The sequence below is a fragment of the Alkalihalobacillus sp. CinArs1 genome (assembly GCF_947387515.1).
Taxonomy (GTDB): Bacteria; Bacillota; Bacilli; order Bacillales; family Guptibacillaceae; genus Guptibacillus.
Genome location: NZ_CANDOB010000002.1, coordinates 130296 through 152284, shown reverse-complemented (window position 1 = coordinate 152284; position 21989 = coordinate 130296). Strand labels below are relative to the sequence as shown.

Below are 21989 nucleotides of genomic sequence, written 5' to 3'. Positions count from 1 at the left end.
ACATCCTTTTTCTATACTCACTAACCTAAAAAGAAAGAAGTAGAACCTCTCTACTTCTTATATCGGCCAAAAGCTTCTTGAATAATATAGTAGGATTGTTTTAATCGTTCATGATAAGTTGGTTCATCCCACTCGTCCCATTCAAATTGAGCAAATTCTGAAACGGTAAGGGTTTCGTCATCAAGCTTCGGTTCTGTTTGTGAGATTGTTTGTATCTTTAAACCTTCATTTTCAACTTCACCTTCGTACGTAACGACCCCGATTTCAAACCCTTCTGAAACCCTCGATGACTTCAGTCCTTTCTCAAAGATGTCGCCAAAAATTTCTTTCTTACTAGGATCCTTCACGTTGAACAAAGCCCATGGCAGTCGAATTTCAATACGATTGTCTTTCATGATGAAATCTGACACTGAGTTATACTTCTTGTCCTCTGGATCACCATTACCGTATGTGAGTAAACCTGCTTCATAGTCTTCAAAAGGATAGACTTTATCCTCTGTTGGAATGTAGAGTTCTTTATTCAAAGCAAGACGCAGAGGGTGGAACACTTCGTTGTTCGGATCACTTGCATACTCGTTCTTATCGATTAATCCGAGCGACTCGCCGTATTGATAATAGAACGTATCATAGTAGCTGTGGACAAGCAGACGTGAATTTGTCTTTCCGTTTAAATTCAATATATAATCGATCCCCTCGCTTGCTGCAAGAGATTCTGACAAGGCTGTGCTTCCTTGTTGACCGATCGTATTGAAAAGAAGTGCTGTATGTTCTTCTTCTAGCAATTCTGGCGTCATATTCTCATAATCTAGTCTAAAATAGATATACTTCTCATCACTTGTCATATACAATTTCTCAAAGTTGCCGTTATCTGATGTTACGAGCGGCTTGATACCTGCGTCTTCCCAGTCAGTCACGTCTCCATCAACTTTTACTTTTAGAGTTTCACCTGGATCAAAGCTAAGCAAACCAAACTGCTGCTCGTTTGTTTGATCATTTGACCAGAATGGACGTCGGTCCGGATTATCGTAATCCATCGTGTTCCACGTTCGTTTAAACCATTCATCCTGCCAGGAGAAAATGAGCCCTCCTGCATAATCTTCTTCAACGATCGATTCGAACAACTTCGCATCGATCTCTCCTTGCTCTGATTCAGAATGTCCGCCTTGGTCCATCCCGTACACATTCCGATGTGTGATTCCCCTAGAAGCTGGCACACCGAACTCCGCTACGAGGACAGGCATTGAATGTTCACCACGCAAGTCGTTCAAATACCCTGCATAATTGTTTTTCTCGCCATTGTGATCCTTGTAGTTCACATACTTCTCTTCATAGTTCAGGAAGTCAGGATAATAAGGATAAATATGATAAGAAGCAAATTGACCGGCTTGATACGTCTCCTTCAGCTCGATTGCATTTGGATTCACCGAGACAAGGTCTTCTTTTTCAAGCGGCTCAGCAGGATGCTCGATAAGATCCGTCGTTACCCAGTTTGTAAAACTAACCGGACGCTGCCACTGGTAATTCTCCATTTCATACCGCATCGTCTTATCCATCATGTTCGCAAGCCAGATTTCAAACGGACTAGCATTCGAAGTTGAAACATAGTCTCCATCATATTGCGCTAGTGATGCGTTTTTCTCGTTCGTAGAAACGACAACTTCAGGATCCCACTCGACTCCAAGAATCCAACCGATCACATAAGGCGAGACATCTGCAGAATAAATTCCACCAGCATGCCCCTTCCGATTCTCGATGCGAGCATTTCCATGAATAATATCTATCGTGTCTTCGATCGCTCGGTCTAGAAGTTCGAGATTCTCCTCAGCGAATGCATTCTGAGACTCAAGCATCGGTTCTTCTTCAACCCAAACGCCGTGGAAGAGGTAGAGCGGCTCTTCAGTTTCTTTGTTATGCTCGAGAAGCGCTTCATAAAACCCAGGAGGATGGATCGTATAGACCCTTACCGCATTCGCATTCATGTCAGAGATCTGTCTGAACCATCGCTTGTATTCCCGCTTTGTAATCGCCGTTTCTCCCGGGAAATAGCCAGGTTTTGCGATTCCCATATTCACGCCTTTGATCAACATGTCTTCCCATTTTCCATCTCGATAGAGTTGGATGTGATCGTCGCTTACTTGACCAGCTACGCGGACCCCATCAGAGGTATACACCTCGCTCTTATGCTGCACTTCTTCCTTATCACTTGTTTTCTCTTCGACTTCTTCGAGTACAGACTTCATCATCGGAACATACATTTTCCAGTAAAACGCATCGATTGAAGAGTTGTCTCCAAAAGTGAGTAAGCGATTGATCGACGGGATCCCTTTGTACTGATAAAAATCAAATGTAGATGAGCGATCAGCATAATCTCCAGCAAAATAATATGTATCTTGATGGTTGATCACTGCAGGAAACGTTACGGGAACGCCGCTTTGCGATAACGTTTTTTCCACTTCTTCCGTAACATCGAGAGAATAAGTAGCTAATATCTCCTCATCGTTTTCAGGCGTGACGATATCAAACCAGTAATGATAAGAACTTGATTCCTGAACAAGATGATCACTCACATGATCCTTTCCGTTTTCTGTGAATGAGAATGTGACGGTATCCTCCCCGATCTCTTCACCCTCGATGACGATCAACTGATCATCCTCATCTACGAGAAGTAAACCATCACCCTCAAACTTCCACTTCTCTCCCGTTTGTTTCTCATAGTTTTTCACTGCCCAAGCAGGAACCTCTCCTCCGACTTCGAGCTCTTCAAAGTATCGTCCGATCCATCCTGACCATTCCAGGTTAAGAACAGAGTAGAGCCGCTCTCTCGCAGCCTGTTCAGTCGGACTTCCGAATGCGTTGAATTCAGCGATGAAAGTCGATCCTTTTTGCACTGCCTCAGCGATCTTATTCACTTCATCCACTTGCATTCCCCCATATAGGGAGGCTGATCGGTCGCCGTTCGTTGTTCCACCATAGTATTCATCTTCATAAACGCCGTATGAGTCGGCGAGATAGATCAATTCATAATCCTTTAACGTATCGGGGAAAGAGGAAATGGCATATTCGCGCTCCTCGCCCGGATGGAAGCCAGTGTAGTCTTTTGAAGCATCGTATGCTCCATCTTCTTTCACCCATTTCTCATAATTGAGCAGCCATGTTAGTCCGCGGTGTTCGCGATACGATTGATCTGGTACTGTTTTATCAATAATGTAAACGTCTTGTTGATGTTCTCCTTGAGAGTGCCAAATGATGACCGGAATGCTGATGATCACAAGTAACGTTAGGATTCCTGCTACAACACCTGCGTATGACGTTAATTTCTTGTGAGTAAACACTTACTTCGAAACTCCTTTTCTACTCATTTCTCCCCAGCCTTGGTTTCCTTTAAATAGTTGAAAGATTCCTTCTACACGCCACAATACTGTCATCGGTCTGAACCAGAATGCTTCTGATAGAGAATAGAAAAAGAGTCTCACGAGGTCGGTTACCTTAGGGTAGCGGCGAAGACTCCATTCCTCTAGCAGTACCGCACTCATCGATAGAAGCGATCCATAGATGACGGCTAACAAAAACAGCATGAATGCGAACGGTGTGTAGAAACCACTAATGAATGGTGCGAGAATCATCAGAATATATCCGATGAGCTCGATGACTGGTCCAATAAATTCAACGATAAAGAAATATGGCATCGAGATGGTGCCGACTAACCCGTACCGAGGGTTAAATAACATTTTTTTGTTGTACCAAAGACTTTCGAAGAGTCCTCTGTGCCACCTGCTTCTCTGTCTTCTGAGAATTTTCATGCTTTCAGGGGCTTCAGTCCAGCAAACAGGATCAGGTACATAGACGATGCGTTTGCCTGAACCTTCTTCTTTTGCTAAGCGGTGTAATCTCACAACAAGATCCATATCTTCTCCAACCGTGTTCGTTCGATAACCGTTTACCTTCACGACACTTTCACGATGAAAAACACCGAATGCGCCAGAGATGATCAGCAGGAGATTATGACGTGATAAGCCGATTCTTCCCATGAGGAACGCTCGCAAATATTCGATTACTTGCATGACCACGAGTGGACTTCTGGATAGTGCGACCTTCATCACTTCACCTCGCTCGATCTCACATCCATTCGCGATTCGGACACTTCCTCCAACAGCGATAACCTGCTGCTTAGAATCGATGATCGGTTTCATCACCTTTGCAAACGCATCTCTCTCAATGATCGAATCACCATCGAGTGAGCAGAAATAAGGATAGTGGGCAACATTCATTCCAGCGTTAAGAGCATCTGCTTTCCCACCGTTCATTTTGTCTACTAGAAATAAATTCTCATATAACGTAGATTGATAAACGTGCTTGATGTCTTTTGAGTCCACTAATTTACGAACCGTTTTTTCAACCTTTACCATACTAAAAGCTTCTACTACCGCCTGCAGTGTCCCATCCTTTGATCCATCGTTTATGACGACAACTTCAAACTCCGGGTAGTTGATGCTGAGTAACGACCGTACACTTGGCACGATGCCCGTTTCTTCGTTATATGCTGGCACCAAAATCGACACGGGCGGCGAGAATGATGAGTCGATGATCTCTTCGTATTGCTCGAACTGATCGATGTTGTGTTCTTTTCTCAACTGAATCGCAGAGATAATGAACAGTATGAAATAAAACAAGATGATCCCCACAAGATAGACTGCTACAAAGCTTGTGAAAATAATTAATAACGTTGTGAAGATGTTAGCGAGGGTCACGTAGATGCTCCTTCCTCAAAAGCCACTCGAGGGCAATGTCTCTAGCGAAACGATCTTCATGTTCACTAGAGATCTCTCTTAATAACGCCTTACCATTTGATTGATAGGAAAGGGATTCGGCTGCTGCTGTTCTTACCCACCAGAACTGATCCGAGAGAAGGGGCAGCAGCAGATGTACGAAGCGGTCATCACGCTGCATCTTAGCAACCTTTGCCGCCATCATTCTCTCTTGCCAGCTCTCAGACGTGAACGATGGGATAATGAGATCGATCTTCGTCATGTATCCCATCTTAGAGATGGCTTTTAACGCTCGTATTCTGAATTCTGTATTGGAAGAGCTTAAGAACGGTTCGATGTAAGGTAAGTAATCATGTTCTTTTCTTTCTCCCATTGCTTCGATCAACGTCTGTTGAATCCATAGCGGAAACTCATCGATCGACATGATCAACGCTTCAAACAAAGGTCTTTCAAGTCGTGAATAAATATCTAGATAATAAAACCCTGAGTACTCTTTCGTTTCTTTTAAAAGGATGGAATAGACTCGATCATCCTGTATGTTTGCTAAAACTCGCAGTACTTGAATGGCTTCCATTTCAGTTACATGTTTGGTTTCATAAATCGCTATGCACTCATCACTCAACGCAGCCATGCGAAACTTTTCTATGCGATAAAGCGTGTTCATCCGCACACTCCAACTGTTACTTTTCAGTTGAGTTTTATAATGTATTAAAAAATACTTTTCAGCGATCATCTCGATCTCCGCCATCATGGAGGTATTTCCTTTCATCAAGGAGTAGTACCTTGTCAGCACGTCCTCTAACGCTTCCATCATCGCTTTCGATTCTGGCGGTGCAAGCTCCCGCGTTCCTTTAAGCGCCTCCATGATGCTTTCTAAATAATACTTCTTCCAATACGCTTTCTTCTCATCAAAGCGATTGCTGAGGTATTTTCTTATAAGAAGAAAACAAAACAGCAGTGTTAAAACCACAAGCAGAACAACAAAAAGCTGAAATACTACAAATACAGCGTTCATATCATCGACCGTCCTATTAAACGACCTTCTCAATAAGTCTACGGATACGAGCTTCTAGCTCAAGCATATTGAAAGGCTTCGTAATATAATCATCAGCGCCAAGTTCTAGCGCTCTAACGATGTCTCTCTCTGTTTTTCTACCGGTCAACATCATTACGGTGTAGCGGCTTTGTTCCCTCTCATGACGAAGACGATGCAATACCTCTATACCATCCATCCGAGGCATGATGCCATCGAGTAATACAAGACAAGGCGCGCTCGTTCGATGCCATGAATCTTCAAAGAACGCCTCTCCTTCTCGATAGGCTTTCACTTCGATGTGATAATTTCCATCCATCTGAAGGTCCATAAGGTGTGATGAAAGCATCGTTCTTAGTATTTCATCGTCATCGACAATGGCGATTTGTATCGTTTTGATATTCTTTTCATTGGAAGGAACATTGTCATAGAACACAACTTGGTTTCGACCATTTGACTTAGCTCGATATAGCGCCTCATCAGCTAGATTCAATAGTTCTCGGTTGGTTGAACTTGTATCGAGTTCCACGATGCCAGCTGAAAATGTAACTGAAAACTGTTCAGTTTGCGGGCCGAACACTTCTTTTTGAAAATCTGTGAGAAGTTCATTTATGAAGTCGATCGCATCAGAAGTACTTCTTCCTGGAAGCACAACCACAAACTCTTCCCCGCCATACCGAATCAGCGTATCCCTTCTTTTCTTACGATTCATAATAAAGTGGGAGAGCTTCCTTAACACTTGATCTCCTATCAAATGACCATATTGATCATTTATCGATTTAAAATGGTCGATGTCTAGAATGGTGATGCTGACATTTTCGTTCGTTCTAATCATTTCCGAACGCAGATGATTCAGATGGTTTTCTAGGAACTTTCGATTATAAGCTCCCGTCAACTCATCTGTTAATACGGAGGTCATGACCATTCTGCGCTTCTTCACTTTATCGTTCATTCTAATGAAGTACTCGTCCATCGATATGTCCGATTCAAAATAGTCGCTCGCACCTAGCTTGTAGCTATTCAACCGATTCACTGCAGAACTGTTCTCATCCGTAATGACTAATGGGATAAACTGCACTTCTGCTTTTTCTCTAATTTCATCAGCGATCTCTTTATCCTGATCCATCAGTGAATGCTCTAAAATGATACAGTCAGGATTCATATCATAGATCACTGTACGTGCTTTCGAAAGCTGCAAAGAAGCAAAGACGATATACCCTTGTTTCTCTATGTAACTTTTCATTTCGATCAACGTCATTGGTTTCGGATGGATGAGGATGACCACTTCTTCTTCATCAGACGTTGCCCCGGCAGCATTGCCCTCATCTATTCCCTCAACGATACCCTCAAGCACTTTTACCGTATACTCGTTGGAGAACGTTTTCTCACTCTCTTCATCAAACTGTGAGATGACTGCCTCTGCCTGTTCTCCCACATGCTGGTATCCGACTGTACCAGCTGTTCCCTTTATCGTGTGCAGAAGCTGATAGATTTCTTTCTCAGGAACGCTCTCATTCTTCTTTTTTATCGCGTTGATTTGATCTCTAATTTTACTAGCAAATTTCTTTTTATACTTCTCCAATATGATGCCTCCTATGAATCTAGGGCGAATTTAAACTATCCTCAAATAGTTTAATAATATAAGACTTATGCAAACACTACAATGTCAAAATTAGCAATTTTTCCTATGGAGGAAAATTAATCCATTGGATGCAGAACTAAAAAACCGATAGGAGTATTTTCCTATCGGTTCTTACATTAAAAATCAAAGTTGTCCGGGTCTGGTCCAACTCGTTTGTCTTCATTCAGCGCGTTGATACGATCCATCTCTCCATTTGAAAGTTCGAAGTCGAATAAATCAGCATTTTCCTTAATACGATGTTCTTTCGTAGACTTCGGAATGATGATGACATCGTTCTGCAAGTGCCATCTTAGGATGACTTGAGCAGTTGATTTGTTGTGCTTTTCAGCGATGTCTTTCAGCTCTTCATTCTCTAATAGTTCACCTTGCATAAGAGGTGACCATGCTTCCACCTTAATCTCATGCTTCTCACAGAAATCGCGAATTTCTTTTTGGTTTAGCTTTGGATGTAGCTCGATTTGGTTAACTACCGGTTTAACGGTCGTTTCCTTAAACAGTGTTTCAAGGTGGTGAATGTGGAAGTTACTCACACCGATCGCTTTGATCTTCCCTTCATGATAAAGGTGCTCCATCGCTTTCCATGTGTCGACGAACTTCCCTTCCACTGGCCAGTGGATAAGGTATAGATCTAAGTATTCGAGATCCATTCTTTCAAGCGACGCTTCAAAAGCCTGGATCGTTTCATTATAACCTTGATCCGAATTCCATACTTTAGAAGTGATGAAGAGTTCTTCTCTAGGTACACCAGCTTCGTTGACCGCTTTGCCTACCCACTCTTCGTTTCCGTAGATCGCAGCAGTATCTATGCTTTTGTATCCATTTTTAATCGCAGCAGTAACGGCACCGATAAGCTGTTCCTCTTCTTTTACTTGAAATACACCTAGACCAACTTGCGGCATCTCAACGCCGTTATTTAGCTTAACTGTTTTTGATAAGGTCATCTTACTCAACTCATTTCACTCCTCTATATCTAAATTGGATCATTTCACTACTATTTTTTCTAATTCCCACCGTAAAGTCAATTAAACGAACTCGGATCGATTGAAATAAGTAAAAAGGTGTTGTTCTCTTCTCTGACCTATCGATAACTAGTCTAAAAGACCCTTCCCTATAAAGAAACCGCTCGATGTTATCCGAGCGGTCCCTTTTTTACCAATTAAATCGTTCGATTTTGGTGATGTTTTCTTGAGGAACACCTGCTTCAATGTAACTTCTTACAAGCTTCCATTCTCCTTGTACACCTTTTCGGAACGTATTGAAGAACAAGTTGCCCGTTTCACTACGCTTTCCACCAGCAGAGATGGAAGCCCAAATAACTGCAAGCATTTCATTTCTTCTTAGCGGTGTGACCGATACCTTTTTCAAGTCCCACTGTGTACCATCCTTTTTAAATGCAGTAAAAGCCTGTTCCCAACCTTTTACAGATTCGGTATAACCAAAATCATAAATTTCTGATTGGCTCGTGATTTCTCTAGCCTGATAGCTATCACTAATCTTGTACTTCACACCATCGATGGATGATTGCCTCCAGCTTTCTAGAAACTCGTCTAAAAACTCATCAAAATTTTTCATTCGATTCCCTCCCCCTCCACTCTATTTCAACAAGCATCGACAGAATCCTTTCATCTCTACAATAGGAAGAGAGATGGGATTATGTTATATTACATAAGAAGTGATATTTGAAAGGATAAATCGCCTTATGAGCAACCAATTACAAGAAGAAATAAATAAAAGAAGAACGTTTGCGATCATTTCCCACCCCGATGCTGGTAAAACGACGTTAACAGAGAAACTTTTGTTTCTTGGTGGACAAATTCGTTCAACTGGTACAGTTAAATCACGAAAGTCCTCAAAGTTTGCGACATCTGACTGGATGGAAATCGAAAAGCAACGCGGAATTTCCGTTACGTCTTCAGTGATGAACTTCAACTATAAAGGACATACGATCAATATTCTCGATACGCCTGGTCACGAAGATTTCAGTGAAGATACGTACCGAACGCTTCTCGCTGTTGATAGTGTCGTTATGATCATCGATGCCGCTAAAGGGGTCGAGTCCCAAACGAAAAAGCTATTCAAAGTTGTTAGTGAGCACGGTATCCCGATCTTCACGTTCGTGAATAAGATGGATCGTCAAGGACGTGAACCGCTCGAACTACTTGAAGAGATCGAAGAAGTTCTTGGAATCGAATCTTATCCGATGAACTGGCCGATTGGAATGGGTCAAGACTTTCACGGCGTCTACGACAGACACAAAAAAGCAGTGGAATTCTATGATACAGACGGTGATAACAAGGAGAAAGAAGCTGTCTACATTTCAGATCTCGATGACCCTGTCTTAAAGGATAAAGCTGGCGAAGATCTTGTGAATCAGCTTCAAGAAGACGTGATGTTACTTGATGAAGCAGGTTCAACGTACAGTGAGGAAGCATTGCAGGCAGGAAAACAAACGCCTGTCTTCTTCGGAAGTGCGATTTCAAGCTTCGGAGTGCCAACATTCTTAAACCACTTTCTAGACCTTGCTCCACCTCCAGCACCAAGACAAAGCTCTGAAGGAGAAGTGAAGCCTGAAGATGAAACCTTCTCTGGCTTTATCTTCAAAATCCAGGCAAACATGAACCCTGCCCACCGCGATCGCGTTGCATTCCTTCGTATCGTATCAGGCACGTTCGAAAGAGGAATGGAAGCTTGGCTTGAAAGAACGAATAAGAGTATGAAGCTTTCTCAAGGACAGCTTTTCTTCGCATCGTCTCGAGGCAATGTCGATAAAGCCTATCCAGGAGATATCGTCGGGCTCTATGATTCCGGAACGTATCAGATCGGTGATACGCTCGTCGGTTCTAAAAACGTTTATTCGTTCGGTGCACTACCAACCTTCCCACCTGAGCATTTTGCCAAAGTGCGAGCTCAAAAAGCGTTGAAACAAAAGCACTTCTACAAAGGCGTACAGCAGCTTTCAGAGGAAGGTGCGATTCAGGTTTACAAAACCGCGCACTGGGATGAAATCGTCATCGGCGTTGTCGGAAGACTTCAGTTTGAAATCTTCGAACACCGCATGAAGGGTGAATACAACACTGACATTCAATTCGACACGATGCCTCATCAGCACGCGCGATGGATTGAAGCAGATAAGCCAGAAAACCTTGTCGACAACTCGAGAAACCTTCTCGTTTACGATCAGCAGCAGCGTCCAGTCCTCTTATTCACAAACGACTTTGCGCTTCGCTGGTTCCAGGAGAAAAATCCTGATGTACCGTTGAAGGAATCTAAGTAAAAGAAAGCCACATCTCGATCCTTTTTTGGATCAAGATGTGGCTTTTTCGTTTTTACGGCTGCATTTGAGCGAATACACTCTTAACTTTACCGATGACGTCGTGACTCGAAGCGTTCTCGACCATCATGGCGATGAGTAAGTCTTTCCGGTCCGTATTGTAAGCTACGAACAAACCGTTTTCCTGTCCGGTTTCTTCACCTGCACCTTTTAATTCAGCCGTTCCAGTTTTCCCTGCGATCGAGATTCCTTCTACCTTAGGCTCATATGCAGTTCCCTCAGGGTTTGAAACGACTTCTGAAAGAGCACCATCAACGACTGAAGCAATTTCAGAAGAAACAACTTCCACTGCTTCACCACCCTGATCCATGATTAACGTAGGCTTCACCATCTTCCCATCGTTCGCAAACGTCGTATACGTTATGGCAAGATGATATGGCGAAATCAATAGTTCTCCCTGTCCATAGCCTGAGTCAGCTAACAGGATGTCATTTTCTAAACCGTTGTTTGACACAGAAGAATCTGCAGTTGGAAACGGAAAGTCGGTTTCCTTTCCGATCAGAAATGATTCAAGACCTTGCTGAAACTTTTCCGCTCCTAGGTCAAGCGCTTTTCTCGCAAAGTAAATATTATCAGAATGCATGAGCGCTTCTTCAAGCGTCACTTGAGGATCTGCTGGTTTTACGCGCGTAACCTTATAACTACCCCAGCTAGAGTCTGCTCCCCATTTCAACCCATCAATTTCTTCAACCTCATTCGGATCGAGTCCGTCTTTTAAAGCAATCGCAGCAGTAAGCGGTTTGATCGTAGATCCTGGCGAATACGTTTTATTAAACTTTGCTGAAAACGGCTGATCTTTATTAGCAGCTAGCGCATCATACTCACCTTCATCGAATCCAAGGGTGAAATCGTTCGGGTCATACGCAGGAGAACTCGCCAACGCTAGTGTTTCTCCCGTTGTCGGATGAAGTGCTACCGCTGTACCAGCTTTCCCAGAGAGTTCGTTGTACAGCTTCTCCTGGACGGTTGAATCGATCGTTACTTGTATGTTCTCACCATCCACTTTCGGTGTACTCGCAATTACTTTCTCAGTCCCCTTTATTAAAATCGTCCAACCGGTTTTACCGTGAAGCTTGTCTTCATAAATTTCTTCAAGTCCTGCGACACCGATCTTTTCATAGCTTGAGTAGCCTTTTTCGGCATATTCTTCTAAGTCTTCTTTTAATAGATTACGGATATACCCAGTTAAGTGTGCGGCGCTTTCACCAAGTGGATAAATACGTTTTGTCGTATTGTTCACTTGCACGCCAGTAATCGTTATTGCTTCAGCAATCAAATCCGCTTCTTTTTCCATGACACTTTTAATCGGAACGAATTGAGCAGGGTTCGATTGGACCCACCCTTGACTTAGTTCCTTCTCAATAGCTTCAACGCTTACCTTCAAGACTTCACTTAACTGCGACAGAATCGCTTCTTTATCAGATTCAATTTTTTCAGGAACGACTCCGATCTGTTTGACCGTTCCATTCACGGCAAGCTCTAAACCGTTTCGATCCGTTATTTCTCCACGAGTTGGGACTGCTGAAGAAATGGCGACTTCTTCACCCTCTTCTAACTCCTTAAAAATAAATGAAGGATTCCAGTTCACTTTGTATGTCTCTGTCTCCTCATCTTCTGTTAGGACGAGCGTTGCCTCGTTTTCGAAAGCAACTTCTCCTGCTAGCGTCTGCATCGAAACTGAAAAAGGAAACGTCACTTCTCCTTCTTCATTCGCCTCTGGTTCTTCCTCAGGCTTCTTAAATGTTACCTTCAAATCCTCAACTTTAACATCGGAATAAATCGATTCATAGCGCTCGACAAAATCTTCTTTTGTAATCGACTCCTGTGCAGCCGGCGACAGCTGCGTGTACAAACTACTAAACTCTTGTTCATTCCACTTCTTTACATATGTATCGAACGCATCGATGGCTGAAGGTGGTGTTGAACAGCTAGCAAGTATGATGAGTACCCCCATCAATAAGAACATTTTCAGTTTCAAGATCAGCTCTCCTTCATTCCTTTATTTTCCTATAGTATAAAAGAACGGATCGCTAGTTGAAAGGGATACTTCACGGATCACCCTAGATTATCTAGTAACCTTGCAAAATCAATGTGCTCTTCAAAAACAGTCGCAAGGGTGTGTTCATCGATATAATGTATTCTTGGAATGACGCCAAGTACCGGAACGTTACAGAATTGTTCGATCAATCCTGGATTCGTTTCTTCAGCAACACTTCTCTCTTCTTCCAACCCATTTACGATAACGCCTAAAACATTTAAGCCACACATTCTAGCATATTCGACCGTCAAATAGGTATGGTTCAAAGTGCCTAAGTTTGGGCGTGCAACAATGATTATAGGAAAGCCAATCTCTTCTGCAACATCACTGACACGATAATCATGACCTAAAGGAACCGTAATTCCTCCAGCGCCTTCTACGATAAAAAAGTCGTGATGTCCTTTCACATCGTTCCAATGATCTATCAATTCAGAGAAGGGCACCTCACAGCCTTGCCGCTTTGCTGCAAGGTAAGGCGCTAACGGTTCATCAAACTGAAAGGGCGTGATAGCCTCAATCTCGCTATCATCACCAGAAAACGTTTTTAACAGCATCGTATCACTCGCTGGATCTTCCCTTTTCACGCCACTTAACATCGGTTTAAATACTCCTACGTCGTGCGCTCTCCTCTTTAATACAGCTGCGATACCCGATGAGACAACCGTCTTTCCTACATCCGTATCCGTACCAGTCACAAAGATTCCTTTACTCAATCAAATCACCTCAAATGCCTTTCCAACTTTCAAAAATGCACGAAGAATACCATCGATTTGTTTCTTTTGATGCGTCGCCATCAACGTTAAACGTATACGGCTTGACCCTTCTGGAACAGATGGAGGTCTGATTGCCGGCGCGAAAACCCCTTCCTTTTCAAGCGCACTTGAAAACTGTACGGCTTTTGTAGCGTCTCCGATTACAACGGGGATAATCGGCGTTCCCTCTCCCAAAACGGAATAGCCTAAATCCCTCAGTCCTTCTCGACATTGTTTGATCGAGAGATGAAGTTGGTCGCGAAGTGCGGAATCATGCTGGATCAATTCTAATGCGCGAATGCTTGCAGCGACGATACCTGGTGAGAGTGCAGTTTGGAAAATGAACGACCGAGCACGGTTACGTAAAAACGTGATCACATCCTTAGAGCCGACAACGAACCCGCCTTCCGTACCGATCGCTTTACTAAATGTTCCAATCGTTACATCAACTGAAACGCCATAATATGATGCTGTACCTCTGCCGTTTTCTCCGATCACACCTGTTGCATGGGCGTCATCAACGATGACATACGCATTAAACTCTTCAGCGAGCAATACAATATCACGTAGAGGCGCGATGTTTCCATCCATACTGAATACCCCGTCCGTCACGATAAACCGGCGCCTTTTATTTTGACTGCGTACTAAATGCTCTTTAAGGTCTGCCATATCTACATGGTTATATACTCTTGTTGCTGCTTTACTCAGCCGACAGCCATCGATAATACTCGCATGGTTCAATTCGTCGCTAAGAATAACATCCCCTTCACCAGCAATCGAAGAGAGAACCCCGATATTCGCTAAATAGCCGCTCGAAAAAAGCAAGGCATCTTCACACTTTTTAAAGCGTGCAATCCTTTTTTCGAGAAGCTCGTGCAGCGTTGTATTTCCCGTTGTTAAACGCGAACCCGTGCTGCCAACTCCAAACGATCTCATTCCCTCGATCGCAACACCTATCAAGCTTTCATCCGAACTTAATCCAAGATAATTGTTCGAGGCTGCCATCACTTTCGCTTCTCCGTCGATTTGAACAAGAGGTTGATAAGAAGATTCCACCGATCGTAAGCCACGGGACAACCCTTTTTCTTCAATCATATGTAACTCTTTTTGTATCCAATCATTCTTTAAACTGTGCAAGACGGTCAGCCTCCTTCTTCGTAACTTCGCTAATCGCTTTTTCCATGATGCGGACCATCTCTTCCAATTCAGTCTCTGTACTCACAAGAGGCGGCATGAAGACGACAACATCTCCAGTAGGTCTTGTTAATAAACCAAGCTCTCTCATTTTCAGGGAAGCTTTATAGCCGACACGACTCTCAAACGGAAACGACCTCTTCGTTTTCTTATCTAAAACGAGTTCAATCCCACACATGAACCCTAGCTGTCTAACGTCCCCTACATGATCGAGGCGATTTAATTCCGCCAACCGTTTCTTCAGTTGTGCAGACCGTTGCGAAACACCTTCTACGATCTTTTCACTCTCAAATAAACGGAGGTTTTCAATCGCAACCGCACACCCCAGCTGATTACCAGTGTAAGAGTGACCGTGGAAAAACGTTTTTAGCTTTTCGTAATCGTCATAGAACGCATCGTAAATTTCTTCCGTTGCGTAGGTGATTGCAATCGGGAGATAGCCACCAGTAATACCTTTTCCTGCAGCCATCAAGTCTGGCTCGACGCCTTCATGTTCACACGCAAACATGGTACCCGTTCGACCAAACCCTGTCGCAACCTCATCTACGATCATGAGAACATCGTATTTGGTACATAGTTCACGCACACCCGATAGAAATCCTTCTGGCATGACGATCATACCGCCAGCTCCTTGAACCATCGATTCGATGGTTAGCCCCGCAATCTCAGCATGATGTTCTTTCAATACGTTTTCTAGCCCTTTGAGGCATTCATCTCGACACGTTTCCGGATCTCTTGTTTCATGGCGATAGACGTTGGGAACGGGCATTTTGAAACCTTTAAACATCAGCGGTCCATACACTTGATGAAATAGATCGATCGAGCCCACACTAACAGCTCCAATCGTATCACCATGGTAGCCGTTTTTAACTGAAATGAATTTCTGTTTATCCTTTCTCCCTCTATTCTGCCAATATTGATAAGCCATCTTAACTGCTATTTCCACAGCTTCAGCGCCGCTATCTGAATAAAAGACTCTTGTTAAAGGACCAGGAGCAAGATTTACAAGTTTCTCAGCTAGTTCAGTTGCAGGGACGTTCGTCATTCCTAATAACGTAGAATGGGCGATCTTATCGAGTTGCGCTCGGATTGCATCATCTAGCTCCTTCTTTCGGTGTCCATGAACGTTTAACCATACGGAAGAAAAGGCATCATAATACTCTTTTCCATGGATATCTTTCACCTTAATTCCTTCTCCACTTTCAATAATCAAAGGGTCTTCATCATAATCCTTCATCTGTGTAAATGGTAGCCAGAGATGCTTCTTACTTTTCTCGATTAAATTCATAGATTAAACTCCTTTTAATAGAATTGGCTCTTTTTCTAAATAGTCGATATACGATGACACATGACACTGTGGATTCACAAAGAATAATCTTCCACCGTTTTCATCGCCTCGTTCCTTCATTTGAGAGATGCGATGGTAGCCTACCTTCTTTGAAGCTACATAGCCTGTTATGTAATCGGGATCATCACTAAAGCAAAACTCTGCAACCGAATCTGGATGTGAAGCGACTTTAGTAGCGAGAGGTAACGCCTCCCTCAACCTCTGATTCTTTTCCATCTGAAAATGTTCAAGCCAACAGGTATAATCTGCTTCATTCCAATCCAGCCGGGATACCCGGATGCCCTTATCGTGACGACCATCTATTCGGTCGCCTGTAGAAGAGTCGATTATGATTGCTCCTCTTACTCCATAGCATGTCTCTAAGACAGACATGGCTTTAACGATTACCTGCTCCGTTAATCCTGTTTGCTTTAACAAATCTTCTGCAACAAGTCTTCCTTGTGATGCGTTTGATACTTGCGTATAAGAAACAGGTAGGGGCGTTAGACCGTGAACAGGTTCACTTACCTTTTCAATCGTAAGCCTTAGAAAATCGGGTTCTCCTCTTTGATGAGAAAAAGCTCGTCGTACTAGCGATGCAGCGCGATCGATCAACTCATTTTTAGTTGAGAGTTGTTCTCCTCCAGAAACGTGTTTACCACCGTCTTCATGTGCTCCACCTTCCGAAGCTCGCATTCGTATACTGTATAATTCTTTATCTCGCATACTGTTTATTCCCCTCGACCTTAATTCGTTTTAATAGCGATGTAACTGGTAAAACGGTGATGGCAGCGAAGAGTATGCCCGGTAATGCAGCTGCCAAAAGTGGCCATACGCTTACTTGTAATGTTTCAGCAAGTACAAATCTGGCTGCGATCGATCCAAGTGGACCAGCTAAGACCACGACTGGAATCGAAGGACCGAACAATGCCACAGCTCCTCCCGCTACGATCCTAAAAACCATAGATATTTCCACGTTCAGTATCGTATGGAAGCCAAGCATCAGTAGAATCGAGCTTGCTAGAATACCAGCTATGATGTACTTTCGAAAACCATACACGACCGCGATTCCAACAGCTAGTGGTGCGGATAGTTGAAAATCCGATCCAGGAATCGGTGACGGGACCTTAATCATCCCTGTCACGATGATTAAGCTCGCTAATACACTTATCGTTGTCATTTCTCTTATTCGTTCTCGATTCAATCTATTTTTGTTCACCTCCACCTAAAATGTTAACCTATTTATAATTTAAGTTAACTTATTTAAGACATTTTATCATTCTCGTAAAACGATTCATAGTCTAACGAGAAACTTATCGACGACCGTTTTTTTAAAATTGGCATTTCAAATGCAGAAAACAAAAAAAGCCAGCAGCCTGTATAGGCGCTGACTTCGTTTTATTCGTTCATTCCCCATTCCTCTTCAAGTGTTTTCAAAAGTTTATAAGGACCTTTTTCCTTATTTGACGGAATGGCAACCATGAAATCTGTTGAAGGATAATAAGCAGATTCAAAGCTCACTCCAGGATCATAGCCCATCACGTAATACTTCATAACCTCATCCTCATTCATCTCTATCCAAATTCCGTATCCGTAGTAGGTATTATCCTTCACATGCACATGGCTTGTTAGCAAACGATGAACGATCGCTTTACTGACCAACTTTCCATTAATAAGGCCTTCCCAAAACTTAATCATGTCCGGAGCCGTCACATACGCCCCGCCATCCGGTCCCCCAACCTTAGGAATGGAATAGACATTCGTCTTCCACGATCCATCTTCAAAGTCGATATAGCCTTTAGCCGTATTTTTAGGAAGCGCATCTAGTGGAAAATAACCAGAATCATGCATGCCGCATGGACTGAAGATGTTTGCCGCTACATAGTCAGTGAACGATTCCCCCGTAATCTCCTCCACGATTAAGCCAAGTACAATAAAACCTGCGTTGTTATAGGCAAATCTTTCCCCAGGAGCAAACTTCATCTTCCCATCCTGGAACAATGGTAAAAAATCTTTCGGTTCAGTTACTGTGTAGGCCGGTGTGTCGAGCCATAATGCTTCATAATCATCCATCGTTTCTTCATCAAAATAGTCCTGTATTCCAGAAGTATGTGTTAAAAGCTGATGAACTGTTACTTCGTTATCGAAGTGTGGAAATGGAACCTTGAAACATTCCCCTATTGTAGATTGAAACGATACTAGTCCTCTCTCAATAAGCTGGCAGATCGCGATCGCTGTGAACACTTTACATCCAGAAGCAATTCCAAAGCTCGTATGAATGTTGTTCTTGATTTCTTCCGCTCGGTTCGCAAAACCAGCAGCCGACTTGATCACAACGTCATCTTCATTCCGCGCATAAACAACACCAGAAAACCCCACTTCCTTTATACGCTCCTCAATTTGTTCGATTACTTGCTCCATGTTCTCTCTCCCCTTTCTCTTCGAAAGCATTTCCTCATTTAAATCGTTAAAGAACACAAAAAAGCTGACATAAGTCAGCTCCTCTTACTGTGCACCTTTGATTGCACGGTGAAGCCCTTTGATACAACCACCATGCTCACTCTCATGAAAGAGTGCGAAAAGAACGAGCTCACCGACTGTATGCAGCTCTACTGGTCCAGCCTTAAATGTTTCTTCAATCTTCTCATCAAGACGATTTTCAAACGTCTCTTTGAAGCGACCCATCTGTTCAGATAATCGTTCTTTGAGTTCTGCTACTTTTGGAGGGTCAACTGTCCAATCTTTCGGACTCGTACCTCTTGTAAACAATTCAGTATAGCCTTCAGGGAGGTTAACCTCTTCCCCGGCCATATGGAATACGATGTACTCAAACGAGACAAGCACGTGACCTAACTGCCATCGCAGTGAATTTGGGAATCCTTCTGGAATGATATCTGCATTATCTTCCGTGATCTTCTCAGCACCCATCAATAAAAAAGTACGGGTCATATCCATCTGCTTTATTATATTTTCCATCCTAAACACACCTTTCATTATGTAGATCTGTCAAACCTATTCTTTCATAACGTACTAGTTCAATACAGTTGGACTGGAACCTTTATTTAACAGTCACTTTTTTAAAAAATAGTGTTAACACCTTACTAAAAAGGGGTAACACCTCTAACATTGCACAAAATTCTCTTTGCATCCAGGAGGAATGGTTTTGTTTACGTTAAGCGATATCCCAATGTTTCTAATAAATTTTTTCTTGATTCTCCCGATCGTAACGCTTGTTCATGAAGCAGGTCACGTTCTTACGGCGAGACTGTTCGGTGGGAAAATTAAGTTTTGTATAGGTACAGGTGAAACGCTGTTCCATCTCGGGGCTCTCGAAGTGAAGAAGAAGTATTTCATGGAAGGATGGTGTCAGTATGAAAAACTAACCTACAATAAAACGTGGGCACATGTTGCCATCTATGCCGCAGGTAGTTTATTCAATCTAGGTGTTATCTTGATTCTTAATCTACTTATGAATTTAGATGTCCTACCTGTGACACTTTTCTTTTATCAGTATTCCTATTTCTCTGTTTACTTTATTTTCTTTTCGCTTATGCCATACCGGAACGATGCTGGAAAGCCTAGTGATGGCCTCGCGATATTCGATGTGATTCGCTACGGAAAAGCGGAAGATCCGATCGACTAACTAGCAAAAAGCTGCCATCATGGCAGCTTTTTTTTTATAGCTTATAAAGCGCACTCTTCAATCTCAAAACCTAAATCTTCTATCATTCTATGATCAGCTGAAGACTCAGCACCGTCAGTCGTTAAGTAATCTCCGACAAAGATGGAGTTTGCAGCGTATAATCCCATCACTTGTAGAGAGCGAAGGTTCACTTCACGCCCACCTGAGATACGGATTTCTTTTGTTGGATTCATTAACCTAAATAGCGCGAGCACTTTTAAGCAGTATCTTGGATCAAGCTCATCCATCTTTTCCATCTTCGTACCGGGCACAGAGTAAAGAAAGTTAACCGGAATCGAGTCGGCATCGATTCGACGAAGTTCTGCTGCCATATCATACACATCTTCGTGTGATTCTCCCATTCCAACGATTACGCCTGAACAAGGTGAAATACCAGACTCCTTTACATTTTCAACCGTCTTCACACGGTGATCATATGAGTGCGTTGTTGTGACGTTGTCATGGTGACCTTTACTCGTATTGATATTATGATTGTAGCGATCAACGCCGGCTTCTTTCAGACGGTTCGTCTGCTCAGAAGAAAGAATTCCGAGACAAGCACAGATTTTAAGAGGCATCTCGGCTTTAATTTCTTCAACAGCATCGATTACTTTATCAAGTTCTCTGTTTGTTGCACCGCGTCCACTCATCACGATACAGTATGTACCAGCTTTACGATTCATCGCTTCCCGTGCCCCACTCACAAGGGTATCCTTGTCTAGAAGTGCATATTTATTTACGTTCGTATCCGCATAGGCGGATTGAGCACAGTACCCACAGTTTTCAGGACATAACCCGCTCTTCGCGTTGATGATCATGTTCAGCTTTACTTTTTTCCCGAAATAATGCTTTCTCACGCGGTATGCCGCATTCAATAAAGGTAATAACGATTCATCGGAGGATGAAAGTACTGAAATAGCTTGTTCTTTTGTCAGCGGTTTCCCTTCAAGTGCAAGATCCGCAAATTTTTCCCAATTCGCTGTTGTTTCTTCGACTTTAAGCATCCAATTGCCTCCCATTTAAATGTTAACTTATTGTTTATTTAAGTTAACATTAACCTACCACCAAGTGGAAACGTCTGTCAATCTGATCTTTTTTTGAAAATATTTGAAATAATGGTTTACATCTTACCTCCTGAGGAAGACAATTAGTAGAGACTGTTTCTATAGGAGGAGTTCGAATGACAAACCTTTTAATGAGCGTTAAGCATCTATGAAAAAGGTTGGAATTCTGCTGTTATTTGTAGGTCTTTTGATCGTTTTATGGAGTGGCTATTCCTTTTGGGATCAAAGCAAAGCTGTTACCCATGAGCCAGAAGTCGTCCAAAAAAACCATCCAGGTTGGGAATCGACCGTGGAGAAAAAGACGATTGCTGTTGAGGAAGAAGAATCAAAATCCACATATGAGTATGGTGAAAAAGCAGCTATGCTATCGATTCCAAGGATAGGCAGCACATACAGCGTTTACTATGGAACGGATGAGGATTCATTGAAGAAAGGTGTCGGTCTACACGAAAGTAAGTGGACTGTCACGCCTGATGAAAATGGCCACGTGGTTCTCTCTGGGCATCGAGACACCGTTTTTCACAACCTTGATCAAGTAGAAGAAGGCGACCACTTGTATGTAGAATTCAATGGAACTGTATACGATTATCAAGTAAGAAAGATTTGGATCACAGATGAAGATGACCGTTCCGTTATCGTAAACAAGGACGAGCCTACTTTAACGTTAACAACTTGCTATCCGTTTGATTATATTGGGTTCGCACCAGAACGATATATCATTCAATCAGAGCTCGTTTCAAAAGAAACACCACTCCGTAAGTAAAAAGAGCTGCCATTTCGGCAGCTCTTTCTTAACCTTTCTCCCAAATATTAAACGTCATTCCATAAGGATCTTGGATATAGCAATCTTTCCCTTTTCCTTCCCAGCGAATGATTTTACAACCATTCTTCAATAAATCATTCCTTGCTTCTTCTAATGATTCCACTTCTAACTCTAAGACTGGCCCGAGATTTTCCTCTCCATCGATCAAAAAGATGTGATTGTGATCGCTTTTGAATTCTACCTCATTGACTGTACTGTGCTCCTGGTGCTTAAAACCAAATACTTTCTCATAAAACCTTTTCGCTTCAGCGACATTTTTTACTTGTAAGCCAATATTTTTAGACAGCTCATATTTCATTCACTACACCTCACTTCATTCATCTTTCCCATTCTTCCC

19 protein-coding genes are annotated in these 21989 nt (G+C 42.7%); 3 read left to right on the top strand and 16 right to left on the bottom strand.

Translation table 11 applies throughout. The features are described from left to right. Positions 1-50 precede the first annotated feature (50 nt). The 6 genes from PFZ69_RS09270 to PFZ69_RS09245 all read right to left on the bottom strand — a co-directional run bounded on the left by PFZ69_RS09270 (position 51) and on the right by PFZ69_RS09245 (position 9013). Positions 51-3332, bottom strand: coding sequence for a hypothetical protein (locus tag PFZ69_RS09270; RefSeq protein ID WP_270180795.1), 3282 nt, complete (start codon positions 3330-3332; stop codon positions 51-53). Continuing rightward, on the bottom strand, positions 3333-4748 hold the full coding sequence (locus tag PFZ69_RS09265) for a glycosyltransferase family 2 protein (RefSeq protein ID WP_270180794.1): 1416 nt from the start codon (positions 4746-4748) through the stop codon (positions 3333-3335). Further along, positions 4735-5781, bottom strand: coding sequence for a HEAT repeat domain-containing protein (locus PFZ69_RS09260; protein WP_270180793.1), 1047 nt, complete (start codon positions 5779-5781; stop codon positions 4735-4737). The genes PFZ69_RS09265 and PFZ69_RS09260 overlap by 14 nt, the downstream gene beginning before the upstream one ends. Positions 5782-5797: 16 nt before the next feature. Continuing rightward, a complete protein-coding gene (locus PFZ69_RS09255; protein WP_270180792.1) occupies positions 5798-7381 on the bottom strand; it encodes a diguanylate cyclase in 1584 nt (527 codons plus the stop codon). Between the two features lie 176 nt (positions 7382-7557). Beyond that, positions 7558-8391, bottom strand: a complete 834-nt coding sequence (locus tag PFZ69_RS09250; RefSeq protein ID WP_442865138.1) for an aldo/keto reductase — start codon at positions 8389-8391, stop codon at positions 7558-7560. A gap of 199 nt (positions 8392-8590) precedes the next feature. Further along, entirely contained in the window at positions 8591-9013 is a 423-nt protein-coding gene (locus tag PFZ69_RS09245) for a flavoprotein (protein WP_270180791.1), read from the bottom strand. Positions 9014-9140: 127 nt separating this feature from the next. On the opposite strand from PFZ69_RS09245, the gene PFZ69_RS09240 reads away from it, so the two are divergent. Beyond that, positions 9141-10715, top strand: a complete 1575-nt coding sequence (locus PFZ69_RS09240) for a peptide chain release factor 3 (protein WP_270180790.1) — start codon at positions 9141-9143, stop codon at positions 10713-10715. A 52-nt stretch (positions 10716-10767) separates the two neighbouring features. Here PFZ69_RS09240 and PFZ69_RS09235 read toward each other — a convergent pair whose 3' ends face one another. From PFZ69_RS09235 to PFZ69_RS09200, 8 genes are all read right to left on the bottom strand, one after another. Continuing rightward, a complete protein-coding gene (locus PFZ69_RS09235) occupies positions 10768-12750 on the bottom strand; it encodes a penicillin-binding transpeptidase domain-containing protein (RefSeq protein ID WP_270180789.1) in 1983 nt (660 codons plus the stop codon). A 77-nt stretch (positions 12751-12827) separates the two neighbouring features. Continuing rightward, positions 12828-13523: a dethiobiotin synthase gene (gene bioD / locus PFZ69_RS09230; protein WP_270180788.1), complete on the bottom strand. Its 696-nt coding sequence runs from the start codon at positions 13521-13523 to the stop codon at positions 12828-12830. Next, entirely contained in the window at positions 13524-14657 is a 1134-nt protein-coding gene (bioF, locus tag PFZ69_RS09225) for an 8-amino-7-oxononanoate synthase (protein WP_270182006.1), read from the bottom strand. Between the two features lie 22 nt (positions 14658-14679). Further along, positions 14680-16044, bottom strand: a complete 1365-nt coding sequence (gene bioA, locus PFZ69_RS09220) for an adenosylmethionine--8-amino-7-oxononanoate transaminase (RefSeq protein ID WP_270180787.1) — start codon at positions 16042-16044, stop codon at positions 14680-14682. A gap of 3 nt (positions 16045-16047) precedes the next feature. Continuing rightward, positions 16048-16809: a 6-carboxyhexanoate--CoA ligase gene (locus tag PFZ69_RS09215; RefSeq protein ID WP_270180786.1), complete on the bottom strand. Its 762-nt coding sequence runs from the start codon at positions 16807-16809 to the stop codon at positions 16048-16050. Next, positions 16799-17302, bottom strand: a complete 504-nt coding sequence (locus tag PFZ69_RS09210; RefSeq protein ID WP_270180785.1) for a hypothetical protein — start codon at positions 17300-17302, stop codon at positions 16799-16801. The genes PFZ69_RS09215 and PFZ69_RS09210 overlap by 11 nt, the downstream gene beginning before the upstream one ends. A 179-nt stretch (positions 17303-17481) precedes the next feature. Then, positions 17482-18504 (bottom strand): serine hydrolase domain-containing protein, encoded by a 1023-nt coding sequence (locus tag PFZ69_RS09205; protein WP_270180784.1) that lies wholly within the window; start codon positions 18502-18504, stop codon positions 17482-17484. 84 nt (positions 18505-18588) lie between these two features. Further along, positions 18589-19059 carry a DinB family protein gene (locus PFZ69_RS09200; protein ID WP_270180783.1) on the bottom strand — a complete coding sequence of 157 codons (471 nt, stop codon included), beginning with the start codon at positions 19057-19059 and terminating at the stop codon, positions 18589-18591. A gap of 181 nt (positions 19060-19240) precedes the next feature. Here PFZ69_RS09200 and PFZ69_RS09195 point away from each other — a divergent pair, with 181 nt between their 5' ends. Further along, the gene (locus PFZ69_RS09195) at positions 19241-19726 is read left to right on the top strand and encodes a site-2 protease family protein (RefSeq protein WP_270180782.1); all 486 of its coding nucleotides are present in this window, start codon (positions 19241-19243) and stop codon (positions 19724-19726) included. 41 nt (positions 19727-19767) lie between these two features. Here PFZ69_RS09195 and bioB read toward each other — a convergent pair whose 3' ends face one another. Then, complete coding sequence (gene bioB, locus PFZ69_RS09190) at positions 19768-20769, bottom strand: biotin synthase BioB (protein WP_270180781.1); 1002 nt, start codon at positions 20767-20769, stop codon at positions 19768-19770. A 208-nt stretch (positions 20770-20977) separates the two neighbouring features. Here bioB and PFZ69_RS09185 point away from each other — a divergent pair, with 208 nt between their 5' ends. Beyond that, positions 20978-21592 (top strand): class D sortase, encoded by a 615-nt coding sequence (locus PFZ69_RS09185; protein WP_270180780.1) that lies wholly within the window; start codon positions 20978-20980, stop codon positions 21590-21592. A 28-nt stretch (positions 21593-21620) separates the two neighbouring features. Here PFZ69_RS09185 and PFZ69_RS09180 read toward each other — a convergent pair whose 3' ends face one another. Further along, positions 21621-21950 (bottom strand): VOC family protein, encoded by a 330-nt coding sequence (locus tag PFZ69_RS09180; protein ID WP_270180779.1) that lies wholly within the window; start codon positions 21948-21950, stop codon positions 21621-21623. Between the last annotated feature and the right edge of the window lie 39 nt (positions 21951-21989).

Excerpts from the sequence above, each read along its gene's own strand:
- PFZ69_RS09195 (WP_270180782.1), top strand. The coding sequence starts at position 19,241 with ATGGTTTTGTTTACGTTAAGCGATATCCCAATGTTTCTAATAAATTTT.
- PFZ69_RS09260 (WP_270180793.1), bottom strand. The coding sequence starts at position 5,781 with ATGAACGCTGTATTTGTAGTATTTCAGCTTTTTGTTGTTCTGCTTGTG.
- PFZ69_RS09240 (WP_270180790.1), top strand. The coding sequence starts at position 9,141 with ATGAGCAACCAATTACAAGAAGAAATAAATAAAAGAAGAACGTTTGCG.
- PFZ69_RS09185 (WP_270180780.1), top strand. The coding sequence starts at position 20,978 with ATGAAAAAGGTTGGAATTCTGCTGTTATTTGTAGGTCTTTTGATCGTT.
- bioF (WP_270182006.1), bottom strand. The coding sequence starts at position 14,657 with ATGATTGAAGAAAAAGGGTTGTCCCGTGGCTTACGATCGGTGGAATCT.
- PFZ69_RS09200 (WP_270180783.1), bottom strand. The coding sequence starts at position 19,059 with ATGGAAAATATAATAAAGCAGATGGATATGACCCGTACTTTTTTATTG.
- PFZ69_RS09245 (WP_270180791.1), bottom strand. The coding sequence starts at position 9,013 with ATGAAAAATTTTGATGAGTTTTTAGACGAGTTTCTAGAAAGCTGGAGG.
- PFZ69_RS09205 (WP_270180784.1), bottom strand. The coding sequence starts at position 18,504 with ATGGAGCAAGTAATCGAACAAATTGAGGAGCGTATAAAGGAAGTGGGG.
- PFZ69_RS09215 (WP_270180786.1), bottom strand. The coding sequence starts at position 16,809 with ATGCGAGATAAAGAATTATACAGTATACGAATGCGAGCTTCGGAAGGT.
- bioA (WP_270180787.1), bottom strand. The coding sequence starts at position 16,044 with ATGAATTTAATCGAGAAAAGTAAGAAGCATCTCTGGCTACCATTTACA.
- bioB (WP_270180781.1), bottom strand. The coding sequence starts at position 20,769 with ATGCTTAAAGTCGAAGAAACAACAGCGAATTGGGAAAAATTTGCGGAT.
- PFZ69_RS09180 (WP_270180779.1), bottom strand. The coding sequence starts at position 21,950 with ATGAAATATGAGCTGTCTAAAAATATTGGCTTACAAGTAAAAAATGTC.